General features: G+C 42.7%; 22 protein-coding genes and 2 pseudogenes. 5 read left to right on the top strand and 19 right to left on the bottom strand.

The window, feature by feature from the left end:
• Window positions 1-113 precede the first annotated feature (113 nt).
• Together AT689_RS05580 and AT689_RS05575 are read right to left on the bottom strand one after the other, a co-directional pair.
• The gene (locus AT689_RS05580; RefSeq protein ID WP_001245355.1) at window positions 114-1313 is read right to left on the bottom strand and encodes an ABC transporter permease; all 1200 of its coding nucleotides are present in this window, start codon (window positions 1311-1313) and stop codon (window positions 114-116) included.
• Complete coding sequence (locus AT689_RS05575) at window positions 1310-2203, bottom strand: ABC transporter ATP-binding protein (protein WP_000895297.1); 894 nt, start codon at window positions 2201-2203, stop codon at window positions 1310-1312. The genes AT689_RS05580 and AT689_RS05575 overlap by 4 nt, the downstream gene beginning before the upstream one ends.
• A gap of 122 nt (window positions 2204-2325) precedes the next feature.
• On the opposite strand from AT689_RS05575, the gene AT689_RS13425 reads away from it, so the two are divergent.
• The 3 genes and pseudogenes from AT689_RS13425 (at window position 2326) to AT689_RS05560 (ending at window position 4175) form a co-directional block, all read left to right on the top strand.
• A complete protein-coding gene (locus AT689_RS13425) occupies window positions 2326-2562 on the top strand; it encodes a hypothetical protein (RefSeq protein WP_000836792.1) in 237 nt (78 codons plus the stop codon).
• 392 nt (window positions 2563-2954) lie between these two features.
• Window positions 2955-3143, top strand: a pseudogene (locus AT689_RS05565) (IS30 family transposase); the annotation flags it as partial.
• 414 nt (window positions 3144-3557) lie between these two features.
• The gene (locus AT689_RS05560; RefSeq protein ID WP_000076185.1) at window positions 3558-4175 is read left to right on the top strand and encodes a TVP38/TMEM64 family protein; all 618 of its coding nucleotides are present in this window, start codon (window positions 3558-3560) and stop codon (window positions 4173-4175) included.
• A gap of 319 nt (window positions 4176-4494) precedes the next feature.
• On the opposite strand, the gene scrK is transcribed toward AT689_RS05560, so the two are convergent.
• Both scrK and AT689_RS05550 read right to left on the bottom strand, forming a co-directional pair.
• Complete coding sequence (gene scrK / locus AT689_RS05555; protein ID WP_000164313.1) at window positions 4495-5382, bottom strand: fructokinase ScrK; 888 nt, start codon at window positions 5380-5382, stop codon at window positions 4495-4497.
• A gap of 148 nt (window positions 5383-5530) precedes the next feature.
• Entirely contained in the window at window positions 5531-7414 is a 1884-nt protein-coding gene (locus AT689_RS05550) for a sucrose-specific PTS transporter subunit IIBC (RefSeq protein ID WP_001064551.1), read from the bottom strand.
• A 375-nt stretch (window positions 7415-7789) separates the two neighbouring features.
• Between AT689_RS05550 and AT689_RS05540 the strand changes: the two genes are divergently transcribed.
• Window positions 7790-9244: a sucrose-6-phosphate hydrolase gene (locus AT689_RS05540; protein WP_000455302.1), complete on the top strand. Its 1455-nt coding sequence runs from the start codon at window positions 7790-7792 to the stop codon at window positions 9242-9244.
• Complete coding sequence (locus tag AT689_RS05535) at window positions 9225-10190, top strand: LacI family DNA-binding transcriptional regulator (RefSeq protein WP_000226016.1); 966 nt, start codon at window positions 9225-9227, stop codon at window positions 10188-10190. The genes AT689_RS05540 and AT689_RS05535 overlap by 20 nt, the downstream gene beginning before the upstream one ends.
• A 34-nt stretch (window positions 10191-10224) precedes the next feature.
• Here AT689_RS05535 and AT689_RS05530 read toward each other — a convergent pair whose 3' ends face one another.
• The 15 genes and pseudogenes from AT689_RS05530 to AT689_RS05455 form a co-directional block, all read right to left on the bottom strand.
• Entirely contained in the window at window positions 10225-11499 is a 1275-nt protein-coding gene (locus AT689_RS05530; RefSeq protein ID WP_000704388.1) for a hydroxymethylglutaryl-CoA reductase, degradative, read from the bottom strand.
• The gene (locus AT689_RS05525) at window positions 11499-12671 is read right to left on the bottom strand and encodes a hydroxymethylglutaryl-CoA synthase (protein WP_000151962.1); all 1173 of its coding nucleotides are present in this window, start codon (window positions 12669-12671) and stop codon (window positions 11499-11501) included. The genes AT689_RS05530 and AT689_RS05525 overlap by 1 nt, the downstream gene beginning before the upstream one ends.
• Window positions 12672-12801: 130 nt before the next feature.
• The gene (locus AT689_RS05520) at window positions 12802-13050 is read right to left on the bottom strand and encodes a hypothetical protein (RefSeq protein WP_001818278.1); all 249 of its coding nucleotides are present in this window, start codon (window positions 13048-13050) and stop codon (window positions 12802-12804) included.
• 67 nt (window positions 13051-13117) lie between these two features.
• Window positions 13118-13744 (bottom strand): annotated as a pseudogene (locus AT689_RS11685) (IS5 family transposase); the annotation flags it as partial.
• Window positions 13745-13805: 61 nt separating this feature from the next.
• Window positions 13806-14255 (bottom strand): threonine/serine exporter family protein, encoded by a 450-nt coding sequence (locus AT689_RS05505; RefSeq protein WP_000176924.1) that lies wholly within the window; start codon window positions 14253-14255, stop codon window positions 13806-13808.
• A 1-nt stretch (window position 14256) separates the two neighbouring features.
• Window positions 14257-15015: a threonine/serine exporter family protein gene (locus AT689_RS05500; protein WP_000392880.1), complete on the bottom strand. Its 759-nt coding sequence runs from the start codon at window positions 15013-15015 to the stop codon at window positions 14257-14259.
• A gap of 114 nt (window positions 15016-15129) precedes the next feature.
• Window positions 15130-17109, bottom strand: coding sequence for a serine/threonine-protein kinase StkP (gene stkP, locus AT689_RS05495; RefSeq protein ID WP_000614538.1), 1980 nt, complete (start codon window positions 17107-17109; stop codon window positions 15130-15132).
• Window positions 17106-17846: a Stp1/IreP family PP2C-type Ser/Thr phosphatase gene (locus tag AT689_RS05490; RefSeq protein WP_000406247.1), complete on the bottom strand. Its 741-nt coding sequence runs from the start codon at window positions 17844-17846 to the stop codon at window positions 17106-17108. The genes stkP and AT689_RS05490 overlap by 4 nt, the downstream gene beginning before the upstream one ends.
• 14 nt (window positions 17847-17860) lie before the next feature.
• A complete protein-coding gene (gene rsmB, locus AT689_RS05485) occupies window positions 17861-19174 on the bottom strand; it encodes a 16S rRNA (cytosine(967)-C(5))-methyltransferase RsmB (RefSeq protein WP_001847892.1) in 1314 nt (437 codons plus the stop codon).
• The gene (gene fmt / locus AT689_RS05480; RefSeq protein WP_000163684.1) at window positions 19167-20102 is read right to left on the bottom strand and encodes a methionyl-tRNA formyltransferase; all 936 of its coding nucleotides are present in this window, start codon (window positions 20100-20102) and stop codon (window positions 19167-19169) included. Before fmt ends, rsmB begins: the two co-directional genes overlap by 8 nt.
• Before the next feature lie 12 nt (window positions 20103-20114).
• Window positions 20115-22511, bottom strand: a complete 2397-nt coding sequence (locus AT689_RS05475; RefSeq protein ID WP_001152082.1) for a primosomal protein N' — start codon at window positions 22509-22511, stop codon at window positions 20115-20117.
• Between the two features lie 65 nt (window positions 22512-22576).
• Window positions 22577-22891 (bottom strand): DNA-directed RNA polymerase subunit omega, encoded by a 315-nt coding sequence (gene rpoZ / locus AT689_RS05470; RefSeq protein ID WP_001844943.1) that lies wholly within the window; start codon window positions 22889-22891, stop codon window positions 22577-22579.
• A gap of 24 nt (window positions 22892-22915) precedes the next feature.
• Window positions 22916-23542 (bottom strand): guanylate kinase, encoded by a 627-nt coding sequence (gene gmk, locus AT689_RS05465; protein ID WP_000775050.1) that lies wholly within the window; start codon window positions 23540-23542, stop codon window positions 22916-22918.
• A gap of 129 nt (window positions 23543-23671) precedes the next feature.
• The gene (locus AT689_RS05460) at window positions 23672-25285 is read right to left on the bottom strand and encodes a ribonuclease Y (RefSeq protein WP_000404940.1); all 1614 of its coding nucleotides are present in this window, start codon (window positions 25283-25285) and stop codon (window positions 23672-23674) included.
• Between the two features lie 190 nt (window positions 25286-25475).
• The gene (locus AT689_RS05455; protein ID WP_000156339.1) at window positions 25476-26573 is read right to left on the bottom strand and encodes a nucleotidyltransferase; all 1098 of its coding nucleotides are present in this window, start codon (window positions 26571-26573) and stop codon (window positions 25476-25478) included.
• Window positions 26574-26582 lie beyond the last annotated feature (9 nt).

The raw sequence follows: 26582 nt of genomic DNA, 5'->3' as shown, positions 1-26582 counted from the left end.
TCAGTTCACTATACAATTGAGTTTTCAAGCAACCTGTTTACATAATGTGTACATAATTAGGTTCGTGATTCCACCCTTTTCACCTTTAAAAACCTCGCTTTCGCAAGGCTCTTCTATTTATAAGATAAGGCACGTTTAAAGGTTTTCCAAATCCCTAAATCATCCGTTTGAAGAACGAGACTAGCATACATGCGTCCGATAAATCCTGTTGCTACCACCGCAAAAATCACTGTAATAGCAAGTGAAATCCATGCTTCCGCTCCCTCCGCATAGCCATTAATCGTTCGAAACGGCATAAAGAAGGTCGAAATAAAGGGAATATAAGAACCAATCTTCAAGAGGAGATTGTCACCAGCTGCACCTAGAGCTGTCACTCCAAAAAAACCACCCATAATCAAAATCATCAAAGGCGACAAGGCTTTCCCTGAGTCCTCAGGACGAGAAACCATAGATCCTAGGAAGGCTGCCAAGACTACGTACATGAAAAGACTGATCAAAATAAAGAGCAGGGTATTCAGTGAGATAGCATCTCCCAAGTGAACCAAAATACCAGACTGAGCCAAGAATGGCAAATCTTTAAAGAGCAAAACGGCAGCCAGACCACCTACAACATAGATCCCAATATGCGTTAAAATCACTAGAAACAGAGCCATCATCCGCGCATAGAAATAGTGACTTGCCCTTATGCTAGAAAAAACGACTTCCATAATTTTGGTGCCTTTTTCACTGGCAACTTCCTGAGCTGTTACACCCGCATAGGTAATCAGAATCATATAAAGAAAGAATCCTAAGGCACCTGCTGCAATTGTTTGAATAAACTTTTTATTTTCCTTGGCTTCATCAATCTTTTCTGTGAATTGAATTGTCTGCGCTAAGCGTTTTTCCTGCTCTTGAGACAAGGAAGCAGTTGAACGATTAAGCTGATTTTGCAGTTCATTGAGTGTACCTGTAACCTCAAATTTAATTCCATTTTCAAGCGATGTTTCGCCATGATAAACTGCCTTTAGAACACTATCTTCTTGATCAATGGTCAAATAACCTTTTAATTTTTCTTCTTTAATTGCTTCTTTGGCACTTGCTTCATCTTTATAGTCGAAGTTAACACCATTTACATTCTTCAGTCCTTCTGCTACAGATGGCACTGTTGTCACTACTGCCACTTTATTATTTTTAGCCATAGAAGAACCTTGGAGATGCCCAATTCCTACAGAGATTCCTAAAAAGAGGAACGGCGAAATCACCATAAAGAAGAAACTCCATGACTCGACATGTCGAAGATAGGTTTCCTTGATTACAACCCACATATTTCTCATACTTCCACTCCTGATTCTAGTTTAAAGATTTCATCGATAGTTGGCGCTTGTTGGTCAAATGTTGCGATATATTGACCTTGAGTCAAGATTGGGAAGAGTTCCCTTCCAGCGCTCTCATCCTCCAAAATCAATTTCCAACTGCCTTGTTTGGTCAAGCTCACCTGTTTGACATGAGGAAGATTTTCCAATTCTTCCTTGCTTCGTTCACTTGAAACAAAGAGACGCGTTTTCCCGTATTGATTGCGGACATCCTGAACTGGTCCGTGCAAGACCACACGGCCATCTCGGATCATCAGAATATCGTCACAAAGTTCCTCAACATTGGTCATGACATGGTCAGAAAAGATAATGGTTGCTCCGCGCTCTTTTTCCTGAAAAATGACTTGTTTGAGCAATTCTGTATTAACTGGGTCCAATCCACTAAAAGGCTCATCCAAGATAATCAGGTCTGGTTCATGAATCAGAGTAATAATGAGCTGAATCTTCTGCTGATTTCCTTTTGACAGACTCTTGATTTTATCTGTCAGCTTTCCTTTTACTTCCAACCTCTTCATCCATTGAGGGAGTTTTCCTTTGACTTCTTTGGCATCCATGCCTTTTAGAGTCGCCAAGTAGCGAACTTGTTCAAGAACTGTCAATTTAGGCATGAGACTGCGTTCTTCAGGCAGATAACCAATCCGAGCATAGGTCTCCTGACGAATATCCTGACCATCCAGACCGATTTCTCCCTGATATTCTAGGAATTTCAAAATACTATGGAAAATCGTTGTTTTTCCAGCACCATTTTTTCCGACTAGTCCCAAAATACGACCTGGTCGCGCTTGAAAGTCAATACCAAACAAAACTTGCTTGGATCCAAAACTTTTCTCTAGACTTCTTACTTCTAGCATCTTTCACCTCCGAAATTTCTTGCACTCATTATACTCCTTTTTGATAGCCTTTACAACGTTTTGTGTCCATTTTTAGAAGACTATTGCTGTGTAAAATATGGCCTGGAGCACTTTTATACTCAATGAAAAGCAAAGAGCAAACTAGGAAGCTAGCCGTAGGCTGCTCAAAGTACAGCTTTGAGGTTGCAGATAAAACTGACGAAGTCAGCTCAAAACACTGTTTTGAGGTTGTGGATAGAACTGACGAAGTCAGCTCAAAACACTGTTTTGAGGTTGTGGATAGAACTGACGAAGTCAGTAACTATATCTACGGCAAGGCGAAGCTGACGTGGTTTGAAGAGATTTTCGAAGAGTATTAGTGATAAATCCATTATACAGTAGCAAACTTAATTTATACCTTCCGCTCCTCAACTGTCTATTTTTAATCCTGAATTGTTATTTGAGTAACTCCTTTTTCCTCGTAAAGTTTTCTTCCTCTAAAACTTCTGGAAAAAGGCTAATAGTTTCAGACAACATTTTTATAAGAAACAAGTTCATCTGTCATTTCAAGAAGGAGTAATCCTTTATCTACTAATGGACGGAACAGAATTCAACCGCTTGTCCCATATGTTTTCTAAGGATTATATAGTAAAATGAAATAAAAACAGGACAAATAGATCGGGACAGTCAAATCGATTTCTAACAATGTTTTAGAAGTAGATGCGTACTATTCTAGTTTCAATCTATTATATCTATTATGCACACCACTATAGGATCTAATAAAAATCACAACAAGTTCATTCATAGATGGTTACCTCAGGGAACTAAGAAAACGACTACAAAGGAAGTCGCATTCATCGAAAAGTGGATTAACAACTATCCTAAAAAATGCTTGAACTACAAGTCCCCCAGAGAAGACTTCTGGATGACTAACTTGAACTTGAAATTTAGCAATAATTAATTCACCATCTAACTATATTTAGTAATTATTTCAGAACTGATTAATATTAAAATTAACTAACAATTCAAAGGATTCATACTAGCCATAAATTACGTCCATCAGAGAGAGACTCTTACTACTTTTAGATTTTAGTCTTTCTAGCTTCAGAATACATCTAAACTTTAGGGAAAATGACTATTCGAAAGCGCGAATGCCTCAAAATTATCTCAGATAAGCTATTCGAAACTTAGAATGCTTTTAAATTTATGGAATTGCGATTATTCGAAACCTAGAATGCATATAACCTTTAGTTGACAGACCTATTCTAAGTCTCGAAGGGCTATTTACTTTCTATTCCTTATCAAAAAAGACTCATTCCCCCTTTCTCCTCCAAAATATGGTATAGTAGAAATATACTATCTATGAGGAGTTTACATGTCACAGGATAAACAAATGAAAGCTGTTTCTCCCCTTCTGCAGCGAGTTATCAATATCTCATCGATTGTCGGTGGGGTTGGGAGTTTGATTTTCTGTATTTGGGCTTATCAGGCTGGGATTTTACAATCCAAGGAAACCCTCTCTGCCTTTATCCAGCAGGCAGGCATCTGGGGTCCACCTCTCTTTATCTTTTTACAGATTTTACAGACTGTCGTCCCTATCATTCCAGGGGCCTTGACCTCGGTGGCTGGGGTCTTTATCTACGGGCACATCATCGGGACTATCTACAACTATATCGGCATCGTGATTGGCTGTGCCATTATCTTTTATCTAGTGCGCCTATACGGAGCTGCCTTTGTCCAGTCTGTCGTCAGCAAGCGCACCTACGACAAGTACATCGGCTGGCTAGATAAGGGCAATCGTTTTGACCGCTTCTTTATTTTTATGATGATTTGGCCCATTAGCCCAGCTGACTTTCTCTGTATGCTGGCTGCCCTGACCAAGATGAGTTTCAAGCGCTACATGACCATCATCATTCTGACCAAACCCTTTACCCTCGTGGTTTATACCTACGGTCTGACCTATATTATTGACTTTTTCTGGCAAATGCTTTGACACGTAAAAAATCCGTTTGGTTTCCCAAGTGGATTTTTAAAGCGTAGATTAACTATAGCTTGATACTAAATATACTTTGGTATGGAAATCATGCATATTTTTCGATAGTGAGGCGAGGACTTACCTAGCCTTTCCGCCGTGATAGAAACACCTGAAATCTAATGGTTTCAGGTATTCGGAAACTTTGAGACACTAGGCTCAAAGTTTAGGTATGGAATTTCGAAGAAAGTCGCTACCGTCCGTAATCACTTAAGGAAAGGCTCAAAAATATTGTTTTCAACCACAAAATCCGTTTGGTTTCCCAAGCGGATTTTGTGCTTTATTTTGAAACTTCTTTTGCAAGAACAAAGTTCCCAAGTGTGGCAGAACCATTTCCTGCGACTGCTGGCGTCACGATATAGTCACGCACATCTGGTACTGGTAGGTAACCATTAAGAAGAGATGTAAATTTCTCACGGACACGGTCCAGCATATGTTGTTGAGCCATGACCCCTCCACCAAAGACAATCACGTCTGGGCGGAAAGTCACTGTCGCATTAACCGCAGCTTGAGCGATATAGTAGGCTTGAACATCCCAAACAGGGTTGTTGAGTTCAATAGTTTCCCCACGTACACCTGTACGAGCTTCCAAACTTGGACCAGCTGCATAGCCTTCCAGACATCCCTTATGGAAAGGACAAACACCCTTAAACTCTTTTTCAATATCCATTGGGTGTCTAGCAACATAATAATGACCCATTTCAGGGTGACCCACACCACCGATAAACTCACCACGTTGGATGACACCTGCACCGATACCTGTACCGATTGTGTAGTAAACCAAGTTTTCGATACGACCACCAGCATTGTTACGGGCAACCACTTCACCGTAAGCAGAGCTATTTACGTCTGTTGTGAAGTACATTGGCACGTTTAGGGCGCGACGAAGGGCACCAAGCAAGTCCACATTTGCCCAGTTTGGTTTTGGAGTCGTCGTGATAAAGCCATAAGTTTTTGAGTTTTTGTCAATATCAATCGGCCCAAATGAACCAACTGCAAGACCAGCAAGGTTATCGAATTTTGAGAAGAACTCAATGGTTTTATCGATTGTTTCGATTGGAGTTGTTGTTGGAAATTGTGTTTTTTCTACAACGTTAAAGTTTTCATCACCGACAGCACAGACAAACTTTGTACCGCCCGCTTCCAAGCTTCCATATAATTTTGTCATGATAAACCTCTTGTTTTTATTTTCTTTATTATAGCATACTTCGAAAGTCTAAATGTCTCTATTTTTTAGATTTTCCTCTGTAAATCTTACTATCTAATAAAAACGAACAAACATGTCATTTGTTCGTTTTCACATTAGAGAGGATTGATTAGATTTTCACTTCGATCACAGCATCCCCCTTCGCAACTGAACCTGTTGCGACTGGAGCTACTGAAGCGTAGTCACCTGTATTTGTAACGATAACCATTGTTGTATCATCAAGTCCAGCTGCAGCGATTTTGTTTGAGTCAAATGTTCCAAGAACATCGCCAGCTTTCACCTTATCACCTTGAGCAACTTTTGCTTCAAAACCGTCACCGTTCATAGATACAGTGTCAATACCAACGTGAATCAAAACTTCAGCACCATTTCTTGTTTTCAAACCAAAAGCGTGCCCTGTTGGAAAGGCAATTGAAACTTCAGCATCAGCTGGTGCATAGACCACGCCTTGGCTTGGTTTCACAGCGATACCTTGTCCCATAGCTCCACTTGAGAAGACTGGGTCATTGACATCAGCAAGAGCGACAACATCACCGACGATAGGAGTTACAAGTGTTTCATTTTGAAGAGCTGCTGGCGCAACTTCTTCTTTTTCTTCAGCCACTTCAGCTTGTTTTGCAGCTGCAGTTGCGTCTACTTCATCTTCGTAACCAAACATGTAAGTAAGAGCAAAACCAAGGGCAAATGATACAGCTACCATAAGAAGGTATTGTGGAAGTTGTCCGTTACCAACATAAAGCATTGTACCAGGGATGATGGTGATACCATTACCAGTACCAGCAAGTCCAAGGATAGAAGCCAATCCACCACCGATTGCACCAGCAATCAATGAAAGGAAGAATGGTTTACGGAAGCGCAAGTTCACCCCGAAGATAGCAGGCTCTGTAATACCTAGGAAGGCAGAAAGAGCAGCCGGGAAAGCAAGTGTTTTCAGTTTTGGATTTTTTGTTTTAACACCAACCGCAACAGTAGCAGCACCTTGAGCTGTCATAGCAGCTGTGATGATAGCGTTGAATGGGTTAGCATGGTCAGCAGCAAGTAATTGCACTTCAAGCAAGTTGAAGATGTGGTGCACACCTGACACGACGATCAATTGGTGAACCCCACCAATCAAGAAACCACCAAGACCAAATGGCATGCTAAGAATCGCTTTTGTAGCAATAAGGATGTAGTTTTCAACAACGTGGAAAACTGGTCCAATGACAAAGAGTCCAAGGATAGACATGACCAAAAGTGTCACGAATGGTGTTACCAAGAGGTCAATGACATCTGGAACAACCTTGCGGACAGCTTTTTCAAATTTAGCTCCGACAACCCCGATGATGAAGGCTGGAAGAACGGAACCTTGCAAACCAACAACAGGGATGAAACCAAAAAAGTTCATCGCTGTTACTTCACCACCTTGAGCAACTGCCCAAGCGTTTGGAAGTGAGCCAGAGACAAGCATCATACCAAGAACGATACCAACGGCAGGATTTCCACCAAATACACGGAAGGTTGACCACACAACCAAACCTGGCAAGATGATGAAGGCTGTATCTGTCAAGATTTGTGTGTAAGTTGCAAAGTCACCTGGAAGTGGCATTTCAAGAGCGTTGAAAAGACCACGCACACCCATGAAGAGACCTGTCGCTACGATAACTGGGATGATTGGAACGAAAACATCACCAAAAGTACGGATAGCACGTTGGAACCAGTTCCCTTGTTTAGCAACTTCTGCTTTCATGTCATCCTTAGATGATGTTGGTAATCCAAGTACAACAACTTCATCGTACATTTTGTTAACTGTACCTGTACCAAAGATAATTTGGTATTGCCCTGAGTTAAAGAAAGCACCTTGAACTTTTTCCAAGTTCTCAATCACTTCTTTATTGATTTTCTCTTCATCTTTGACCATGACACGTAGACGAGTCGCACAGTGGGCAACACTATTGACATTTTCACGTCCGCCCAAGGCATCGATGACTTTTTTTGCAATTTCCTGATTGTTCATTTGCAAAAATCTCCTTATATAACATTTTGTTCTTGTTTGAAAGCGATTTTATTCGCCCTTACGACTATTATTTTATCATGTTTTAAAAATATGTCAAGCGTTTTGCATAAAAATATTCTATCCACTTAGTGGGCAAGCTTTAGATTGATTGTTTTTGACTGTTTCATCAGGAATTCCTTGAAAAATAAGTTTGAAACCTTGGTTAAAAAGTATTTTATTTCATTATCTTTCACATTTTCGTAAAAATTTGATTGATTTCCTGTATTTATTTTATGATAATCGTTTGACAGTTTTTCCTCTTTTTTAACATAAAAGGCTTGCATTTTTTATCGAAAACAGTTACTATTAAAAGTGATAAGATTTTTGGAGGAATGAATGGAATGGACAACTGAGCGTCGTTACAGACTTTATCAAGATTGGACGCAAGAAGAAATTCAACATATAAAGGAAAATATGGCACAATCTCCATGGCATACTCATTACCATGTTGAGCCAAAAACAGGACTTCTCAACGACCCAAATGGCTTTTCTTACTTTGATGGCAAGTGGATCCTCTTTTACCAGAATTTTCCTTTTGGTGCAGCCCACGGTTTGAAATCTTGGGCACAGCTAGAAAGTGATGATTTGGTTCACTTTAAAGAAACTGGAATCAAAGTTTTACCAGATACTCCATTAGATAGCCACGGTGCCTACTCTGGTTCTGCCATGCAATTTGGCGATAACTTATTCCTATTTTATACAGGAAATGTTCGCGATGAAAACTGGATCCGTCACCCATACCAGATCGGTGCTTTGATGGACAAGGAGGGTAAGATTACAAAGATTGACAAGATCTTGATTGACCAGCCAGCAGACTCTACTGACCACTTCCGCGATCCACAAATTTTTAACTTTAAAGGTCAATACTATGCTGTCGTCGGTGGACAGGACTTGGAGAAAAAAGGCTTCGTCCGTCTCTACAAGGCTGTCAATAACGACTACACAAACTGGCAAGCAGTTGGCGACCTTGACTTTGCTAACGACCGTACTGCCTACATGATGGAATGTCCTAATCTGGTCTTTGTAGAGGAACAGCCTGTCCTTCTCTACTGTCCACAAGGATTGGATAAGAAAGTTCTAGACTACGATAATATCTTTCCAAATATGTATAAGATTGGGGCTTCCTTTGACCCTAAAAATGCCAAAATGGTAGATGTGTCTCAACTTCAAAACATGGATTACGGTTTCGAAGCCTATGCAACTCAAGCCTTCAACGCTCCTGATGGGCGTGCTCTAGCAGTTAGCTGGCTTGGTTTGCCAGATGTTTCTTACCCATCTGACTGTTTTGATCACCAAGGAACCTTCTCTTTGGTCAAGGAACTCACTATCAAAGACGACAAGCTCTACCAGTATCCAGTCGCTGCTATTAAGGACCTTCGTGCTTCTGAAGAAGCCTTCTCAAACCGTTCCCAAACCAAGAACACTTACGAACTTGAACTCAACTTGGAAGCTAATAGCCAGAGCGAGATTGTCTTACTTGCTGATAAAGAAGGTAAGGGACTTTCAATCAACTTTGACCTTGTAAACGGTCAAGTGACAGTGGATCGTAGCCAGGCTGGAGAACAGTATGCCCAAGAATTTGGGACAACTCGTTCTTGCCCTATCGAGAATCAGGCTACTACTGCTACAATCTTCATCGATAACTCTGTCTTTGAAATTTTCATCAATAAAGGAGAAAAAGTATTTTCTGGTCGTGTCTTCCCACATGCGGACCAAAATGGTATCCTGATCAAATCTGGAAACCCAACTGGAACTTACTATGAATTAGATTATGGTCGCAAAACTAACTGATGTCGCCAAACTTGCAGGCGTCAGTCCTACTACCGTTTCTCGGGTTATCAATAAAAAAGGGTATCTATCTGAGAAAACCATCCAAAAAGTCAATGAAGCCATGAGAGAATTAAGCTATAAACCCAACAACCTGGCTCGTAGTCTGCAAGGAAAATCAGCTAAGTTAATCGGCTTGATTTTCCCCAATATTTCCAATGTTTTCTATGCAGAATTGATTGATAAATTGGAACACCAACTCTTCAAAAATGGTTACAAGACCATCATCTGCAACAGTGAACATGATTCTGAGAAGGAACGCGAATACATCGAAATGTTGGAAGCCAATCAGGTAGACGGCATCATTTCTGGTAGTCACAACCTAGGAATCGAAGACTACAATCGTGTGACAGCGCCGATTATTTCCTTTGACCGAAACCTATCGCCAGACATCCCTGTTGTCTCCTCTGACAACTATGCTGGTGGGGTTCTTGCTGCCCAAACCTTGGTCAAGACAGGTGCCCAGTCTATCATCATGATTACAGGGAATGACAATTCCAATTCGCCAACCGGACTGCGCCACGCTGGTTTTGCATCCGTACTCCCAAAAGCTCCTATTATCAATGTTTCCAGTGACTTTTCTCCCGTCAGAAAAGAAATGGAAATCAAGAATATCTTGACCCGGGAAAAACCAGATGCCATTTTTGCTTCGGATGATTTGACAGCTATTCTGATCATTAAAATCGCTCAAGAATTGGGCATTTCTGTCCCAAAAGAGCTCAAGGTTATCGGCTATGATGGGACCTACTTTATCGAAAATTACTACCCTCAATTGGCTACTATCAAGCAACCTTTGGAAGAGATTGCTTGTCTCACTATTGATCTTCTCTTGCAAAAGATTGAAGGCAAGGAAGTCGCCACAACTGGTTACTTCTTACCAGTTACACTATTACCAGGAAAAAGTATTTAAACACAAGAAAACTCAGACCGATTCGTCTGAGTTTTTATGATCTTAAATTTTCGAGATAGCGCTGGGCTGTCTCTAGGTTAAAGGTTTTATCTGAGATGAGGCGCTCTACTAGGGGAGCAACTTCAGATTCACTAGCCCCAGCTAGGAGAGCTAGGGATTTGGCCTGTAGTTTCATGTGGCCTTGCTGGATGCCCGTACTTACCAAGGCTTTGAGGGCTGCAAAATTTTGGGCAAGACCGATGGACACGATAATCTGGGCTAATTCTCTGGCAGAAGGATTTCCTAGTAGATCATGACTGAGAGCTACACGTGGGTTGAGGCCGATAGAGCCACCCTTAGTCGCTACAGGCATGGGCAGGGTCATCTCACCGACCAATTCTTCTCTTTCAAGGTCCAGCGTCCAGCAACTAAGACCTTGATAGCGTCCATCTCGACTGGCAAAGGCATGGGCCCCAGCTTCGATGGCACGCCAGTCATTACCAGTGGCAATCAAAATCGCATCAATACCATTAAAAATTCCTTTATTATGAGTAGCAGCTCGGTAAGGATCAGCCTGCGCAAACTGACTAGCCAACGCAATTTTCTCCGCAATCTCTCGTCCTTGATCCTTTTGGCGGCTCAAGTAGCGAAAGGCGATGCGACAGCTTGCAGTCACCAGAGAATCGGTCGCGTAGTTGGACAGGATTCCCATGAGACTCTGTCCCTGACTGAGTTCTTCTAAGACTGGTTTCAAGGCTTCCAGCATGGTGTTGAGCATATTGGCACCCATGGCTTCCTGGGTATCGACATGAATATAAACAACGAGAAAGTCTGGTTCGCCTTTTATCTGCTCGACATGCAGATCACGCGCCCCACCTCCACGTTTAACGATAGAAGGATAGGCTTGATTGGCAAGCTCCAAGAGCTCCGCTTTCTTGCTGGCAATCTTCTCTTGCGCTAGTTTAGGATTAGCAACTTGATAAAGGGCTACCTGCCCAATCATCTGTCGCTGATGGACTTGTGCAGTAAAACCACCTGCACGCTTGATGATTTTGCTGGCATAGCTGGCCGCCGCAACCACAGAGGGTTCTTCTGTCACATAGGGAACGGTGTATTCCTGACCGTTGACAAGTACCTCCGGAACCAGTGAATAAGGCAGAGAAAAAGTTCCCACTACATTCTCACTCAGCTGGTCTGCCACAGTCACGCTCATCTGTTCATCCTTCTCCAGACTAGCTTGTCTCTCAGGACTAAGGAGCGCCTGAGCTTTTAACAGCTCGAGGCGCTCTTGGTATGATTTTTTAGAAAATCCATTCCAACTTATCTTCATTATTTTTCAACCTTGCTATAACGGCGTTGGTGGTCGAGAATTTCAACCAAGGCAAAATCTTGATTTTCATAGCCAGCAAACTGGGCAGAGTTTGTTTCATCCAAGTTTACTTCCTCAAAAAAGACCTTTTCATAGTCTGCAACGGATAAGACAGTTCGTTGGTTGAGCTTGTTCAAGCGGTCTTTATCCAAATAAGCTTCATATCCTTCAACCAATTCACCACTGAAGAACTCAGCCACAGCTCCACTTCCGTAACTATAAAGGGCGATTTTATCCCCAGCTTTCAAGCTATCTGTATTTTCCAAGAGAGACAAAAGTCCAAGGAAAAGTGAACCTGTGTAGATATTCCCCACCTTTTGACTGTAGAGAATAGACTGGTCAAAATGCTTTTGTAAGAGGTCTTTTTTCTCTTGAGGCAGGCTCTTATCCATGATTTTTTTCAAGCCTTTTAGCGCTAATTTAGGATAAGGCAAGTGGAAACAAACAGCCGCAAAATCATCCAAAGTAAGCTGGTAGCGTTTTTGATATTCAAGCCAAGTCGTTTTCAAACTATCCAAGTATTGTTGGGTAGAATAGACACCATTTACATAAGGAGTTGTCGAGTAATTTGGTCGCCAGAAATCCATGATGTCACGGGTCTGAGCTACATTGTCATTATTAAAGGCCATCATGCGTGGATTTTGTGTAATCAACATAGCCACACTTCCGGCACCCTGAGTGGGTTCTCCCGGAGTTTCAATACCGTATTTGGCAATATCACTTGCAATGACCAAGACCTTGGACTCCGGAGAATTTTCCACATGCAATTTGGCATAATGGAGGGCAGCAGTCGCCCCATAGCAGGCTTCTTTAATCTCGAAACTACGAGCAAAGGGCTGGATGCCCAGCAAGCCATGCACAAAGACGGCCGCAGCCTTACTCTGGTCAATTCCTGACTCGGTCGCCACAATGACCATGTCAACTTCTTGTCTTTCTTGCTCAGTTAAAATAGAGTCACTAGCACTGGCCGCCAAGGTCACGATGTCCTCAGTTAGGGGCGCAATACTCAATTCCTTGAGTAAGAGTCCTTTACTTAATTTTTCAGGGTCAATTCCCCTCGCTTCTGCTAAGTCTTGTAATTTCAAGACATATTGACTGGTCGCAAAACCAATCTTATCAATACCGATTGTCATATTTACCTCTGTTTTATCATTCATGTAAAAAATCGTTCTATACTATTTTATCACAAATGGCAGTAAAAGAGAGAAAAAAGACTTGATTCACCAAATCAAGCCTCTTATTGGTCATCATTTTAAAGAATGATTAGTTGCTAGAGAGTTCACCGATATAAGTAGCTTTATAAGCTCCATTCACAGTTATCAGCTCCTGGAGGATCAAATTTCCTGAGTAAGTCCTTCCCATCTCATCTACAAATTTTTGATAAAACTGACTGGTCGGAATTTCTCTGACATCCTTATCAAATGTCTTATCAAGTGTTTTACTAACCTTCTCAGCAATCAATTGATGCTCTTGCCATCCACTTTGAAACTCTGAGCCCGAACTAGAAACCATGACTGGGATAAACAACAAGGTCAGTAGATTTACAGACAATAAGGAAAGTAGTAGACTTCCTGCAAAACTAGAATCCTAGTTCATGATTGATAATGCCAGCAATCAAATTCATTCGTAATCCGAAGCGTTTACGATGATTTCGATAGGTTGTTGAAAACATTTTAAACGTTTTTACTTTGACAAAGATGTTCTCAACCTTGCTTCTCTCCTTAGATAGCGCATGGTTATAGGCTTTATCTTCAACTGTTAGCGGCTTGAGTTTGCTGGATTTACGTGGAGTTTGTGCTTGAGGATATATCTTCATGAGCCCTTGATAACCACTGTCAGCCAAGATTTTACCAGCTTGTCCGATATTTCTGCGACTCATTTTGAACAACTTCATATCATGACAATAGTTCACAGCGATATCCAAAGAAACAATTCTCCCTTGACTTGTGACAATCGCTTGAGCCTTCATAGCGTGAAATTTCTTTTTACCAGAATCATTCGCTAATTGTTTTTTTTAGGGCGATTGATTTTTACTTCCGTCGCATCAATCATTACCGTGTCTTCAGAACTGAGAGGAGTTCTTGAAATCGTAACACCACCTTTGAACAAGAGTTACTTCAACCCATTGGCTCCGACGGAGTAAGTTGCTTTCGTGGATACCAAAATCAGCCGCAATTTCTTCATAAGTGCGGTATTCTCGCACATATAGAAAGCGTTGTTAATTTATTTATCTCATTTTTCAGAAAATTCTTTTATTTCTGTAAAGTCTACGATACTCGATGTGTTTTTATATAATGATACAGTCTGAGAATCACTGTTCCGCTAGCCATTCCAATAGAGATTACCAAAGCCAACATGACAACTAAGGTCGCACTTGCCAGTGCTTTATTATAGTCCCCTGTCACAAAAAAGGCAGTTGTTCGGTAGGAGAGATAACCTGGAACCAGCGGTGCCAAAATGGCCAAGATAAAGACCACAGCAGGTGTCTTATAAAGAATACTTAAAATCTGGCTGACACAAGAACCAATAATGGCTGCAATGAAGGTAGCTACAATGACATTGGTCGGTTCCTTGAGCAAGAGATAGATTAGCCAGACAGTCATGCCCAAAATCCCTCCAGGTAAGAGCATAGACCGTTGCACATTGAGTACAATTAAAAAAGTGATAATGGCAAGAAAACTTGCTACTGCTTGTAATAAAAAGGTTGTTAGTGTCATATTAGTTCATCAATACCAAGGCGACAGAAGTTCCTGCCCCTAAAGCGAGGGTAATGAGCAGGGATTCAAACATCTTACTCATACCAGAGTTTATGTGGTTGGTCATAATATCACGGACCGCATTGGTCAAGGCAATACCTGGTACAAACGGCATGACCGCACCAGCTATAATCAAATCTGCCGTTGAAGGAAAACCTGTGTAGCGAGCCCAAAACTGGGCAATTATCCCAAAGACAAAGGCTCCAGCAAAGGCTGTCACAAAGGGAATTCGGATAAATTTTTCCACATAGAGGGAAAAGGCAAAACCAAATAAGGTCGCCACTCCTGCCCCAAGTGCGTCGTAGATATTTCCGCTAAACATAACTGAAAAGAAAGGAGCACTAAAGGTCGCAGCCAGAGTTACCTGCAACTTAGTATAGGGAAGGGGTTGAGCTTGCAAGGCCGTCAATTGCTTAAAGGCTGTTTCTAAGTCAATCTGCCCCCCAACTAGCTGACGAGAAATCTGGTTCACATCGCAGACTTTTTCAATGTTATAAGAAGAGGAGGTCACGCGCTTCATGCGCGAAATATTGGTATTTTCAATAGAGAAAAAGATAGCGGCAGGCATGGCAAGGACATTGCAATCCACAATCCCCTGCGAATGCGCGATTCGAATCATGGTATCTTCTACACGATGGATTTCTGAGCCACTTTTAAGGAGAATAGTCCCCGCTAGCATAATCACATCAATGACGGCATTTAATTCTTTTGATTCTTCCATGCTTTCCTCCTTTTATCAACTCCCTCTATTCTATCACAAATCCGGACTCAAAAAAAATCTTTGCCATGAAATCATGACAAAGATTGATTACTCATTTTGATTATCCATCTGCTTTTAAGGAGTAGCTGAAGTTGTTTTAGGTTTGTAGATTGAAATCTTGACTCTAGTCTTATTGAGGTCTACCTTTTCACCTGCTCTAGGACTTTGTTCAACAACCATGCCTTCTGCACTACCTGCAGGCGCTGTCGTCACTTCTACAACTTCTATATTAGCTTCCTTAATCCCAACAATTTGAATCAAATTGTTCTTAGTAAACTCCAAGCTGGAACCAATGTAACTCGGCATGGCAACACTTGTAACTTTTTTAGCTACTGTCAAGACAATTTGAGTAGGTTTACTCACATCATAAGTCGTTCCGGCACCTGGACTTTGTTTCATAATCGTTCCTGGTTCGCTTTCGCTGGACTCTTCTTCCTCTATCTTAATCAAATTCTCAGGAACCTTCTTCTGCTTGAGTTCTGAGATTACTTCTGTAGAGTTCCGTCCAATATAGTTCCCTAATTGAATCGTCGTAGCTTTTTTAGCTACTGTCAAAACAATTTGAGTTGCCTTGCTCAAGTCATAGGTCGTACCTTCTGGTAGACTTTGCTTCAGGACCGTTCCAGCCTCACTCTCATTCGACTCTTCTTCCTCAATTTTAATCAAATTATCCGGAACTTTTTTCTCTTTTAATTCCGCGATAACATCAGAAGATTTCCGGCCGACATAATTACTAATTTGGAAGGATTGTTTGCCTGATGAGACAACCAGATTGATTTTCGTTCCTTCTTTTCGACCAGTTCCAGCGCCAGGATCTGTACGGATAATCCGCCCTTCTTCCACCTTTTCACTAGCCTCTGTCTTCTCCTCACCAATCTCAAAATTGGCTTTTTTGAGCGTTGCCTTGGCCTCTGCAACTGTCTGACCTGCCACATCTGGAATGGCAATGGTTGCAGGAGTTCTGGATAGTATCCAAATAAGAGAAGCTGCCACCAATACAAGGCTGGCCAACAAAATCAGGTAACGCATCTTAAATCTATGTTTTTTCGGTGCTTGTGGTTGGTAAGTTTCCTCTGTCACAGCCTGGCTTGGGTTTTTGATTGATTTGTGTTCTGTCTGCGCTTGAACCTTAGGAATAGATGTCAAGGTACTTTGAGAAACCTTCGGCAAGGTCTTGGTATCTGCCTTGCTCGTTTCATCAAAGATTAACTTACTTTCATTTCTACGATTGTAGGACAAGCTACTAGACAAGTCCACATACATCTCTGAAACCGAGCGGTAGCGATTGGTCAACTTTTTAGCAGTCGCCTTGATAATAACATTTTCTAAAGCCTGAGGTACAGATGGATTTTCTGCAATAACGGACGGCAGGGGTTTCTGGAAATGCTGGAGGGCAATGGTCACCGCGCTATCCCCGTCATAAGGGATATGGCCTGTCAACATCTCATAGAAAATAATCCCCATAGCATAGATATCACTCTGCACAGTCGCCTTCGAACCACGCGCCTGCTCTGGGGACAAGTAATGAACTGAGCCCAACATCGAGTTAGTCTGGGTCAGACTTGTCTCTGCAAAGGCTACAGCAATCCCAAAGTCTGTGACCTTTGCAGTCCCATCTGGTGTCAAAAGGATATTTTGAGGTTTCAAGTCCCTGTGAACAATTCCTCTGGTATGGGCCAAACGCATGGCTAGGAGGATTTGTCCCATGATACGGACTGCTTCTTCATTAGAAAGAGGATAATGTTCCTTGATATAGCGTTTGAGGTCTAGTCCAGCAACATACTCCATTGCAAGATACTGTTGACCGTCTTCCTCACCAATATCTGTTATCCGAACGATATGAGGATGGTCTAGATCTGCCATAGCTCTCGCTTCACGCTGAAAACGAGCTACAGCTATCGGGTCCGTCTGGTAGTTGGTCCTCAGAACCTTCACTGCCACTTCTTCCCCATCTAAGATTAAGTCTTTGGCTAGGTAGACATCCGCCATACCTCCTCGACCAATCTGTTTGACAATCCGATAGCGTCCGGCAAAAATCTTGCCGATTTGGATCATTCTGCATCCTCCTCGTTCATAGAAACAAGGGCAACCGTAATGTTGTCTAAACCTCCTGCATTGTTAGCAAAACGAACAAGTGTCTCCGTTTTATCTGCTAAAGGAATATCACTGGTTACAATATCACGAATCTCACTGCCTGAAATCATGTTGGTCAAGCCGTCACTATTGAGCAAGAGATAGTCACCTGACTCAAGGATAACTGTCCCAAAATCAGGCTGAATTTCATCTTTTTGCCCAATAGACTGGGTGATAATATTTTTTTGCGGATGAGCTTCTGCCTCTTCTGGTGTCAATTGACCAGCCTTGAGCAATTCATTAACCAAAGAATGATCACTCGTCAACTGATGGTATTCTTCTCCACGAATCAAGCCGATACGCGAATCACCAATATGAGCATAGATAGCCTGATTATCAATAATAGCAAGGACTTCCAAAGTAGTTCCCATGCCTCTGTAAGCTTCATCCTGACCAAGCTGGTGAATCTTTTGATTTTCAATTTCTAGGTAATGGGCGAACCATTCACGCACTTCATTGACTGTATCGATCTGAGTATCAACCCAAGCTACACCCAGGTCTGTGACCGCCATTTCACTAGCGATATTCCCTGCGCGATGACCTCCCATCCCATCAGCTAAAATAATCATGGTACGTCCAGCTCTATTGACATAGTGGTTGACATAGTCTTGGTTATTTGTTCGTTTCTGACCAACATCTGTTAATAATGAAATTTCCATGTGTCAGTTCCTTCCTAATCCGATATCTTGCGAAATTGACTGATGAAGAATCCATCACTTCCATACAATTCAGGTGTAATGAGGATACAGCCGTCTTTCATGATATCCTTACATTCATGTTCTAGTTTTACCTGCTCGAACTCGGGATGACTCTCTAAAAAGGCCTTAACGACTTGAAAATTCTCCTCTGAGACGATAGTGCAGGTGCTATAAGTTATTATACCACCTTTGCCTAGTATTTGACAAACACTACCTAATATTTCTAACTGAATTTCCTGCAAGGACGCGAAATCTGCCGTTTCTTTATTGTATTTGATATCTGGTTTTCGGCGCAAAAGACCGATTCCTGAACAAGGAGCATCCACCAAAATCTTATCAAAGGAATCCTGGTCAAAAAACTCATGCACCTTTCTGGCATCCAATTTTTGAGTTTGAACCCGATCTGCAACTCCCAGACGTTGGGCATTTTCTTGAATTAAATCCAACTTGTGGTCGTACAAGTCCAGAGCAGTAACCTGACCTGTCGTAAGATAAGAGGCTATATGGGCTGTTTTCCCACCTGGAGCCGCACAGGCATCAAGCACTCGCTCATCACCTTGTAAATCAAGCGTCGGAGCAACCAGCTGACTGGACTCGTCTTGGATGGTAATGGCTCCATCCGCAAACAAATTATGCCCTGCAAAATGCCCTTGCTCCTTAACCAGACCAGTGGTTGCTAAAAGGGAATTATTCGCCTCCAACAAGGCTTGGATTTCCTCTTTTCGACTTAGGTCTGTTACACGAATACTAGCTTTGTTTCGCACTAACAGGCTTTCAAAGATGGCTTTTGCTCTCTCCTCTCCGTATTCTTCCTTGAGTTTGGCAACTAGCCAAACTGGGAGAGAATAGGCAATGGAGTCACGCTTGTTTTTTCGCTTGATGCTAGCAATATCTGGCCAGCCTTCACGCAAGATACGGCGAAGGACAGCGTTGACCAATTTTTCACTGCCTTTTTTACGGAGTTTAGCCAATTCCACTGCTTCATTGACCACAGCATGATCTGGAATCTTGTCCAAATAGCGGAGTTGGTAGGCACTCATGAGAAGAAGGACATAGAGCCAGCTGTCTAACTGGTCTCTGTCTTCGATAAAGTGGGATAGGTACCATTCCAGAGTCAGTTTACGGGCTACCGTTCCATAGACTAGCTCGGTCACTAAGCCCTTGTCTGCTGCAGAGAGCTGACTCCTCTTGAGGTGTTTATTTAAGGCAATATTTGAATATGCTTGATTCACAAAAACATCCTCTAGCACTGCTAGAGCTAAACTTCTAGCCGTTTCTACTTTAGTCACCAAATCGTTCTCCTACAGTCAATGTACGTCCAACTCCGTTGAGGAAGGAAGCAATGTCCATCTTAGGCTTACCAGCTGGCTGCACTTGTTTGAGGGATAGAGCCCCTTCAGCCGTTGCGACAATCAATTCTTTCTTGCAGATAGAGAGAATCTCACCTGGATTTCCCTGACCTTCTACTGGTAGGGCTTCATAAATCTTAAAGCGGTCGCCCTTAAGGAAAGTATGGGCAACAGGCCAGGGGTTCATTCCACGAATTTGGTTAAAGAGTTGACGATTGGTTTTGTTCCAGTCCAGTTTTTCTTCCTCTGGCTTTATATTTGGAGAGAAGGTAACCTGACTCGTATCCTGCGGTTCAGGTTTGATATCACCAGCAATATAGGCAGGCAGAGTGTCCAAAAGCAAATCACGACCAACTAGCGCCAATTTTTCAAACAAGGCGCCAACATTGTCCTCATCTGTGATCGGAATGCTGCGACGAGAAATCATATCTCCTGCATCCATTTCCTTAACCATTTCCATGATGGTCACACCAGCTTCCTCATCCCCTTGAATCAAGGCATAATGGATAGGCGCACCACCACGGTGTCTAGGAAGGAGGGAGGCATGAACGTTGACAGCAAAGTCCATGCTATCAAGGAGTTTGCTTGGGAGAAACTGCCCAAAAGCAGCAGTCACAATTCCATCTGCTCCTAGCTTCATAAGATCTTCCATCTCTGGACTTCCAGATAATTTTTCAGGTTGGTAGATAGATAGTCCTGCTTCCTTGGCAGCCTGCTTGACTGGGGTTTCTTGGATAACTTTTTTACGACCAACAGCACGGTCTGGCTGGGTCACAACGGCTAGAATTTCGTAACGGTCATCTGTCAAAAGTCCTTTTAAGACTGTTGCTGAAAAGTCGGGGGTCCCCATAAAGATTAGTTTTGTCATATCTTCTCCTTCTTATAAAAATTGCTGCGGCTCATGGTCAATGCTGAGACGGAGCTCACTATTTTCCCGTTCTTGAGTCAAGGCTAAAACCTGGTTGAGGGTCGGCCCCAGCTCATCCTCTAAACGGTATTTAATTAAAATCTGGTAATGATAGAGGTTGTGGGTACGGGCAATCGGTTTTGGCGTTGGCCCCAGAATGGGACTGGTCTCTGACAAGCCTGACCGCAAAATGTTCATGACTTCATAGGCACGTTTGAAAACCTCTTCTTCTTTCTTGTGAGAAAGGGTAATACCAATCGTGAAATAGTAAGGTGGATAGCCGAGTTGTCGTCTGATTCCCATTTCATAGGCATAAAAACCTTCGTAATCTTGATCCTTGGCAAATCGAATAGCATAGTGCTGCGGATTGTAGGACTGTATCAAGACTTGACCTGCTTTTTCAGCCCGACCTGCTCGACCTGCCACCTGAGTCAAGAGCTGGAAGGTTCTCTCAGAAGAACGGAAATCAGGCAGATTCAAGGCCGTATCCGCATTTAGAACTCCGACTAGGGTAACATTGGGAAAATCCAAACCCTTTGCAATCATCTGAGTACCAAGTAAAATATCCGCTTCCCCTCGCCCAAACTGGTCAAGCAAGGCTTGGTGACTGCCTTTCTTTCGAGTCGTATCCACATCCATCCTCAGAATGCGAGCTTGGGGAAAGAGTTCTGCTAGCTCATCATAAGCCTTCTGAGTTCCCGTCCCATAGTAACGAATACTGCGGCTCTTACAGTTAGGACAGACCTGAGGAATATCCTTCGAGAAACCACAATAATGGCAGTTCATAGTCTTGGTATCCATATGCAAGGTCAGAGAAATATCGCAGTTGGGACAAGTATCCACCGTCCCACACTCCCGACACATGACAAAACTAGAATAACCACGGCGATTGAGCATGAGAACCACCTGCTCTTTTTTAACCAGACGGTCTTGGATAGCCTCTAGCAAAGGAGGCGTAAAGTTTGACGTCTCATTTTGTCCGATATAGTCTCGAAAGTCAATCACTTGAACCTCAGGGATTGTAGCCAAAGGATTGGCACGTTGGGTTAGACGTAAGTGTTGATAGACGCCTTTGCCAGCACGCGCCCGGCTCTCTAAGCTCGGCGTTGCAGATCCAAGTACCAGAGTTGCTTGATTATACTGAGCCCGTAAAATAGCTACCTCTCTGGCATGGTAACGGGGATTGCTGTCCTGCTTATAAGCCGCTTCATGCTCTTCATCAATAATCATGACACCCAGATTTTTCAGAGGAGCAAAGATAGCAGATCTGGCACCAACAACAACTTGGGCATCGCCACGCTCCACCTTGCGCCATTCATCATACTTTTCACCATTGGATAATCCTGAGTGAAGAATGGCTACCTTGTCCCCAAAGCGTGCTATAAAACGCTCGGTCATTTGAGGAGTCAAGGAAATCTCAGGTACCAGCAAAATAGCTGTCTTGCCCTTATCCAGGGCACCTTGGATAATCTGCAAGTAAACCTCGGTCTTCCCACTTCCTGTAATCCCTTGAAGTAGAAAGGGAGGTTGAGAACTGCCAATAGAACTCACAACCGCATCATGCGCCTGTCTTTGTTCTGGATTTAACTCCAAAGGTCTACTTGCTTCAATTCCTTCAAAATAAGCAGCCGAGCGTTGAACTTCCTTTTGGACTATGGTAACAGCACCTTGATCCACAAAGAAGTTGACTTGCTCTCGCGAGTAGGACTCTAACAAGCTAGCCAAGGAAGCGCTCTCTGGATGAGACAGCAGATAATCTCTCAGTTCCAACTTTTTCTTGGCACGTGTAGAAATCTCAACACCTTCTAATTGGGCATGGTCAACCTCATACCAAGACTGGGTCTTGACCTTCTTTTGATCGACTGCCTGATATTCCAGACCAAGCAGGCCTTTTCTAGTCAAACGCATCATTTCAGCTTGCTTGGCAAGGTCTAGTGAAGAAAAGGCTAGCGAATCTTCTGAACCAAACAGGCGTACTCGTTCTTCCTGACTCAAGCCTTCCAGAGGATAGAGAATCTTGTCATAGCTAGAATTCAGAAATCCTGGAAGCATGGCCTTGAGGATAGAAATTTTGTAGGAGAAGACAGATTTGCGTAACTCCTCAGCCAGCCAGAGTTGTTCTGGCGTGAGAACAGGAGAAAAATCCAGCACCTCTGCAATATCTTTTAAATCTTGCTCCATCTCTTCTCCATCTGATTGGGACTCCAAACCAAGAACAATCCCTTGAATCAGGCGATTACCCTTACCAAAAGGCACATGAACCCGCATCCCAACTTCCAGCATTCCCTCAAATTCCTCCGGAATCCTGTAACTATAGGGCTGGTCCGTCTGCATCAAGGGCACATCTACGATAATCTTAGCTAGGGCCATCTTCTCACCTCCTCCTTGTCAGTACATTCTTGCAATAGAAAAAATAAGATTGAGTCCCCCCAACCTTAAATTTTTTCACCATCTTCTTTTTCTTTAGCAATTTGCTCTTTGATTTTCTTTTCTTCTTCTTCTTTGCGGCGTTTTTCTTCTTCGATACGGCGACGCACTGCTTCACGTTTTCCTTCTGGATCTTGGTGAATTGTAACGTTTCCTGATTCGATTTCTTCTAAAGCGCGAAGAGTTGATTTTTCAGACTTGAAACCTTGAGTTGCTGGGGCACCTGCTTCCAATTCGTGGGCACGTTTTGCTTCCAAGATTACGAGTGAATATTTTGAAGGAACCTTGTCGAGCAAGGTATCAATAGAGGGTTTTAACATCATTTGCTTGTACCTATTTTCTAAATTTTATCGGGTAGTTGGAGATTTTGGTAACATCTCCTGATAGTGACCAATGACACGATCCACACAGAAGTGTTCTGCTTCAATCACACATTTGACACGTTCAGCAGCTAGGGGTACCTGATCGTTGACAATCGCATAATCATACTCACGCATGAGGGCAATTTCTTCCTTGGCCTTTTCGATTCGTTGGGCAATCACTTCTGCACTATCTGTTCCACGACCTACCAAGCGATCTTGCAATTCATCCAAATCTGGTGGTGTCAGGAAGATAAAGACAGCATCTGGAACCTTTTTCTTGACCTGAAGAGCACCCTGAACTTCAATTTCAAGGAAAACATCGATTCCCTTGTCCAAGGTTTCATTGACATAGGTCAGAGGAGTTCCATAGTAGTTGCCGACATATTCTGCGTATTCCAACATCTGTCCTTGACGAATCAGCTCTTCAAATTCTTCACGAGTACGGAAGAAATAGTCAACACCGTCCACTTCTCCAGAACGTTGTGCGCGTGTCGTCATCGATACAGAATATTGAAATTGGTTTTCAGAACTCTCAAAAATCTCTCTTCTAACCGTTCCTTTTCCAACCCCTGAAGGACCAGAAAAAACGATTAGTAAGCCTCGGTCTGCCATTGTGTCTCCTTTTAGTCAATCTGTGAAATAACATTTCTCTAGAATAATGGCAAAAAGCCAGATTATCCTTTACAGTCTTTCTATCTAGTGTAACAAAAAAGCAGTAATTTTTCAACTGCTCTTTCTTATTTATTTAGCATAATCTACTGCACGAAGCTCGCGAATCACGGTTACCTTGATATTTCCTGGATAATCGAGATTGTTTTCAATTTTCTTACGAACTTTGTGAGCCAAGATTGTGACTTTGTCGTCCTTGATTTTTCCTGGATTGACCATGATACGAATTTCACGTCCTGCTTGAAGGGCAAAGCTAGTTTGCACTCCTTCAAAGCCGTTAGCAATTTCTTCCAAATCATGGAGACGCTTGATGTAGCTTTCAAGAGACTCACTACGAGCACCTGGACGGGCTGCGCTCAAGGCATCTGCTGCAGCGACGATAACTGCTATCACGCTCTCAGCTTCAACATCTCCGTGGTGACTAGCAATCGTATTCACCACAACTGGGGGTTCCTTGTACTTACGGGCCAATTCCATACCGATTTCAACGTGGCTACCTTCAACCTCATGGTCAATGGCTTTCCCGATATCGTGAAGGAATCCAGCACGACGGGCAAGAGCCGCATTTTCACCAAGTTCGCTCGCCATGATACCAGCCAACTTAGCAACCTCAATCGAATGGCGCAAAACATTTTGTCCATATGAAGTACGGAACTGCAAACGTCCCATAATCTTCATCAAGTCTGGATGAAGGTTTGGCGCACCAATTTCATAGGCAGCAGCCTCACCGTATTCACGAATCTTATTGTCAATCTCTTGACGGTTTTTCTCAACCAACTCTTCGATACGAGCTGGATGTATACGACCATCTTTGAGCAACATTTCCATAGTCATACGGGCAATCTCACGACGAATCGGATCAAATCCTGACAAGGTCACCACTTCTGGTGTATCGTCGATAATCACATCGACCCCTGTCAAACTTTCAAAGGTACGAATGTTACGACCTTCACGACCAATAATGCGTCCCTTCATAGTATCGTCTGGCAGATGAACTGTTGAGTTTGTTGACTCCGCTACATATTCACCAGCGATACGTTGCATAGCTTGAACCAAGATGTCCTTGGCCATTTTGTCAGAACGTTCCTTGACCTCTTGCTCAGCTTCGCGAATGCGACTGGCAATCTCCCTGGTCAAGTTTTCCTCTGTCTGAGCCAAGATAATATCTCGTGCTTCTGCCTGAGACAGAGCACCAATACGCTCTAGTTCTGCTTCTTTTTGTCTTTCGACTTCCTCTAATTGCTCTTCACGCGCATCAAGGTTTTTCGCTCTATCAGAAATACTTTGTTCTTTTTGTTCAAGTGTTTGTTCTTTACTCGTCAAATTGTCGTCCTTACGGTCAAGGCTAGTAGCTCTCTCTGTCAAACGACTTTCGATTTGTTTGAGTTCTTGACGTTCTGATTTGAATTCAGCGTCCACTTCTTCACGGTATTTTCTGGCTTCTTCTTTGGCCTCCAATAGTGCTTCTTTTTTAAGAGACTTGCTTTCACGTTTAGCTTCATTAACAAGTAAATCCGCTTCACGCTCAGCTTGTCCACGTAAATTAGTTGCTTCTTGTTCAGCATTTAAAAGCATCAACTCCGCAGCTTCCTGAGATGATTTCATCTTAGCTGAGATGCTGACATATCCAATGACTAAACCAATGATGACGGCAAAAACAGCAATCGCAAGCGACATGATCTCCATGTTTTTACCTCATTTTATTGTTATTCCGAATGACATACATTCTTTTACATTCTACCATAAAAAAGTGATTTTCACAAACCTAAAATAGAATATGTTTTGGGGAATTTGGAACACATTTGCCAAAATAAACTTGTTTTTTAGAAATAGTAGTTTAGTAGAGACTTGAGAAAAAGCCTACCTTTCAGTAGACTTAGTTTGTTTCTATTCTAATCGGCACTCTTCCAAAATTTTGCTCTGCTATACTTGGCTTTCCTAGTTGGTAAATCTGGTCTGCTTTTTGGGTCATAGCATCCCAAGGTTCTTTGCCAATTCGGCTGACTAGATTGACCTGTCCTTTCAGAGACTTGAGATGTTGCCTGCCTTTTTCAGTAAATCCAAGGACATGAATGGCTTCTGGCAAGACATTTTCTCTAGCCTGCACCAAAATATAGGTCAATAGGCGTCTGACACGCGCCTTGGTGTAACGTTTGGTCGCAACCGCCTCGACCAACTCTTCTACAGACTGGGCTGTTTTAATAGCTTCTTTAATGCGCACAGCCATTTCTTGATTGACCTGATAGATGGTGGTTAGGTCGGGATTTGACAAGATTTGATAGCGGAGCAAGGGAAAATAGTCTTCCCAGATCACCTTACTGGCCTGCTCAAATAGGGCAACAGAAGGCATAAAGCGTTCTAAGAAATCTTGGTCCTTCTGATGTTGACGGAGGGCTGTCGCCGAGGCAAAGTCCACATCTTTATTCACAGAATGGTAACCTGCCCCCTGACGCTGAATCGGATGCAGCTTGATATTTCGTCCTGCAACCGCCTTTGCATAGGCCAGAGCAAGAACATGATTGGGGGTATTACCTGAAAAATCAAGACCAGCAAATTCCTTCCACATAGATTGGGTTTTCTGGGGATAGGAAAGGGAATCAGGCAGATTTTCCACAAATTTCTCCATCTCAGCACCTTTCTCTGTGTATAAGTCAGCGATTTTCTGATAATCTCGAACTTCCTCTGTCCCAAAAACTAGACTATCAATGCCCAAGCGATCCAAGATATCCACAGCTCCTTGACCAAAGAAATCAGCTGCCTGAACACTGACTAAAAAGGGCAATTCCACTACCAAGTCTGCGCCATTTTCCAGCGCCATCTGGGCCCTTGTCCACTTATCCACAATAGCAGGCTCTCCACGCTGCATGAAATTCCCTGACATGGCAACAATTTTCAGTCCCTCTGCCTGATCCAGCAGGTATTTATGGCCATTATGAAAAGGATTGAACTCCGCGATAATACCTGTGATGGTCATGCTAATCTC

This window comes from Streptococcus pneumoniae (assembly GCF_001457635.1).
Lineage (GTDB): Bacteria > Bacillota > Bacilli > Lactobacillales > Streptococcaceae > Streptococcus > Streptococcus pneumoniae.
This window is presented reverse-complemented; position numbering and strand designations above follow the sequence as displayed.

Excerpts from the sequence above, each read along its gene's own strand:
- rpoZ (WP_001844943.1), bottom strand. The coding sequence starts at position 22,891 with ATGATGTTAAAACCCTCTATTGATACCTTGCTCGACAAGGTTCCTTCA.
- AT689_RS05460 (WP_000404940.1), bottom strand. The coding sequence starts at position 25,285 with ATGGAGATCATGTCGCTTGCGATTGCTGTTTTTGCCGTCATCATTGGT.
- AT689_RS05525 (WP_000151962.1), bottom strand. The coding sequence starts at position 12,671 with ATGACAATCGGTATTGATAAGATTGGTTTTGCGACCAGTCAATATGTC.
- AT689_RS05500 (WP_000392880.1), bottom strand. The coding sequence starts at position 15,015 with ATGGAAGAATCAAAAGAATTAAATGCCGTCATTGATGTGATTATGCTA.
- AT689_RS05580 (WP_001245355.1), bottom strand. The coding sequence starts at position 1,313 with ATGAGAAATATGTGGGTTGTAATCAAGGAAACCTATCTTCGACATGTC.
- AT689_RS05520 (WP_001818278.1), bottom strand. The coding sequence starts at position 13,050 with ATGGTTTCTAGTTCGGGCTCAGAGTTTCAAAGTGGATGGCAAGAGCAT.
- AT689_RS05475 (WP_001152082.1), bottom strand. The coding sequence starts at position 22,511 with ATGGCCCTAGCTAAGATTATCGTAGATGTGCCCTTGATGCAGACGGAC.
- fmt (WP_000163684.1), bottom strand. The coding sequence starts at position 20,102 with ATGACAAAACTAATCTTTATGGGGACCCCCGACTTTTCAGCAACAGTC.
- AT689_RS05550 (WP_001064551.1), bottom strand. The coding sequence starts at position 7,414 with ATGAACAATCAGGAAATTGCAAAAAAAGTCATCGATGCCTTGGGCGGA.
- AT689_RS13425 (WP_000836792.1), top strand. The coding sequence starts at position 2,326 with ATGAAAAGCAAAGAGCAAACTAGGAAGCTAGCCGTAGGCTGCTCAAAG.
- AT689_RS05505 (WP_000176924.1), bottom strand. The coding sequence starts at position 14,255 with ATGACACTAACAACCTTTTTATTACAAGCAGTAGCAAGTTTTCTTGCC.
- AT689_RS05455 (WP_000156339.1), bottom strand. The coding sequence starts at position 26,573 with ATGACCATCACAGGTATTATCGCGGAGTTCAATCCTTTTCATAATGGC.
- AT689_RS05535 (WP_000226016.1), top strand. The coding sequence starts at position 9,225 with ATGGTCGCAAAACTAACTGATGTCGCCAAACTTGCAGGCGTCAGTCCT.
- AT689_RS05530 (WP_000704388.1), bottom strand. The coding sequence starts at position 11,499 with ATGAAGATAAGTTGGAATGGATTTTCTAAAAAATCATACCAAGAGCGC.
- gmk (WP_000775050.1), bottom strand. The coding sequence starts at position 23,542 with ATGGCAGACCGAGGCTTACTAATCGTTTTTTCTGGTCCTTCAGGGGTT.
- AT689_RS05490 (WP_000406247.1), bottom strand. The coding sequence starts at position 17,846 with ATGGAAATTTCATTATTAACAGATGTTGGTCAGAAACGAACAAATAAC.
- AT689_RS05575 (WP_000895297.1), bottom strand. The coding sequence starts at position 2,203 with ATGCTAGAAGTAAGAAGTCTAGAGAAAAGTTTTGGATCCAAGCAAGTT.
- AT689_RS05560 (WP_000076185.1), top strand. The coding sequence starts at position 3,558 with ATGTCACAGGATAAACAAATGAAAGCTGTTTCTCCCCTTCTGCAGCGA.
- scrK (WP_000164313.1), bottom strand. The coding sequence starts at position 5,382 with ATGACAAAATTATATGGAAGCTTGGAAGCGGGCGGTACAAAGTTTGTC.
- stkP (WP_000614538.1), bottom strand. The coding sequence starts at position 17,109 with ATGATCCAAATCGGCAAGATTTTTGCCGGACGCTATCGGATTGTCAAA.
- AT689_RS05540 (WP_000455302.1), top strand. The coding sequence starts at position 7,790 with ATGGAATGGACAACTGAGCGTCGTTACAGACTTTATCAAGATTGGACG.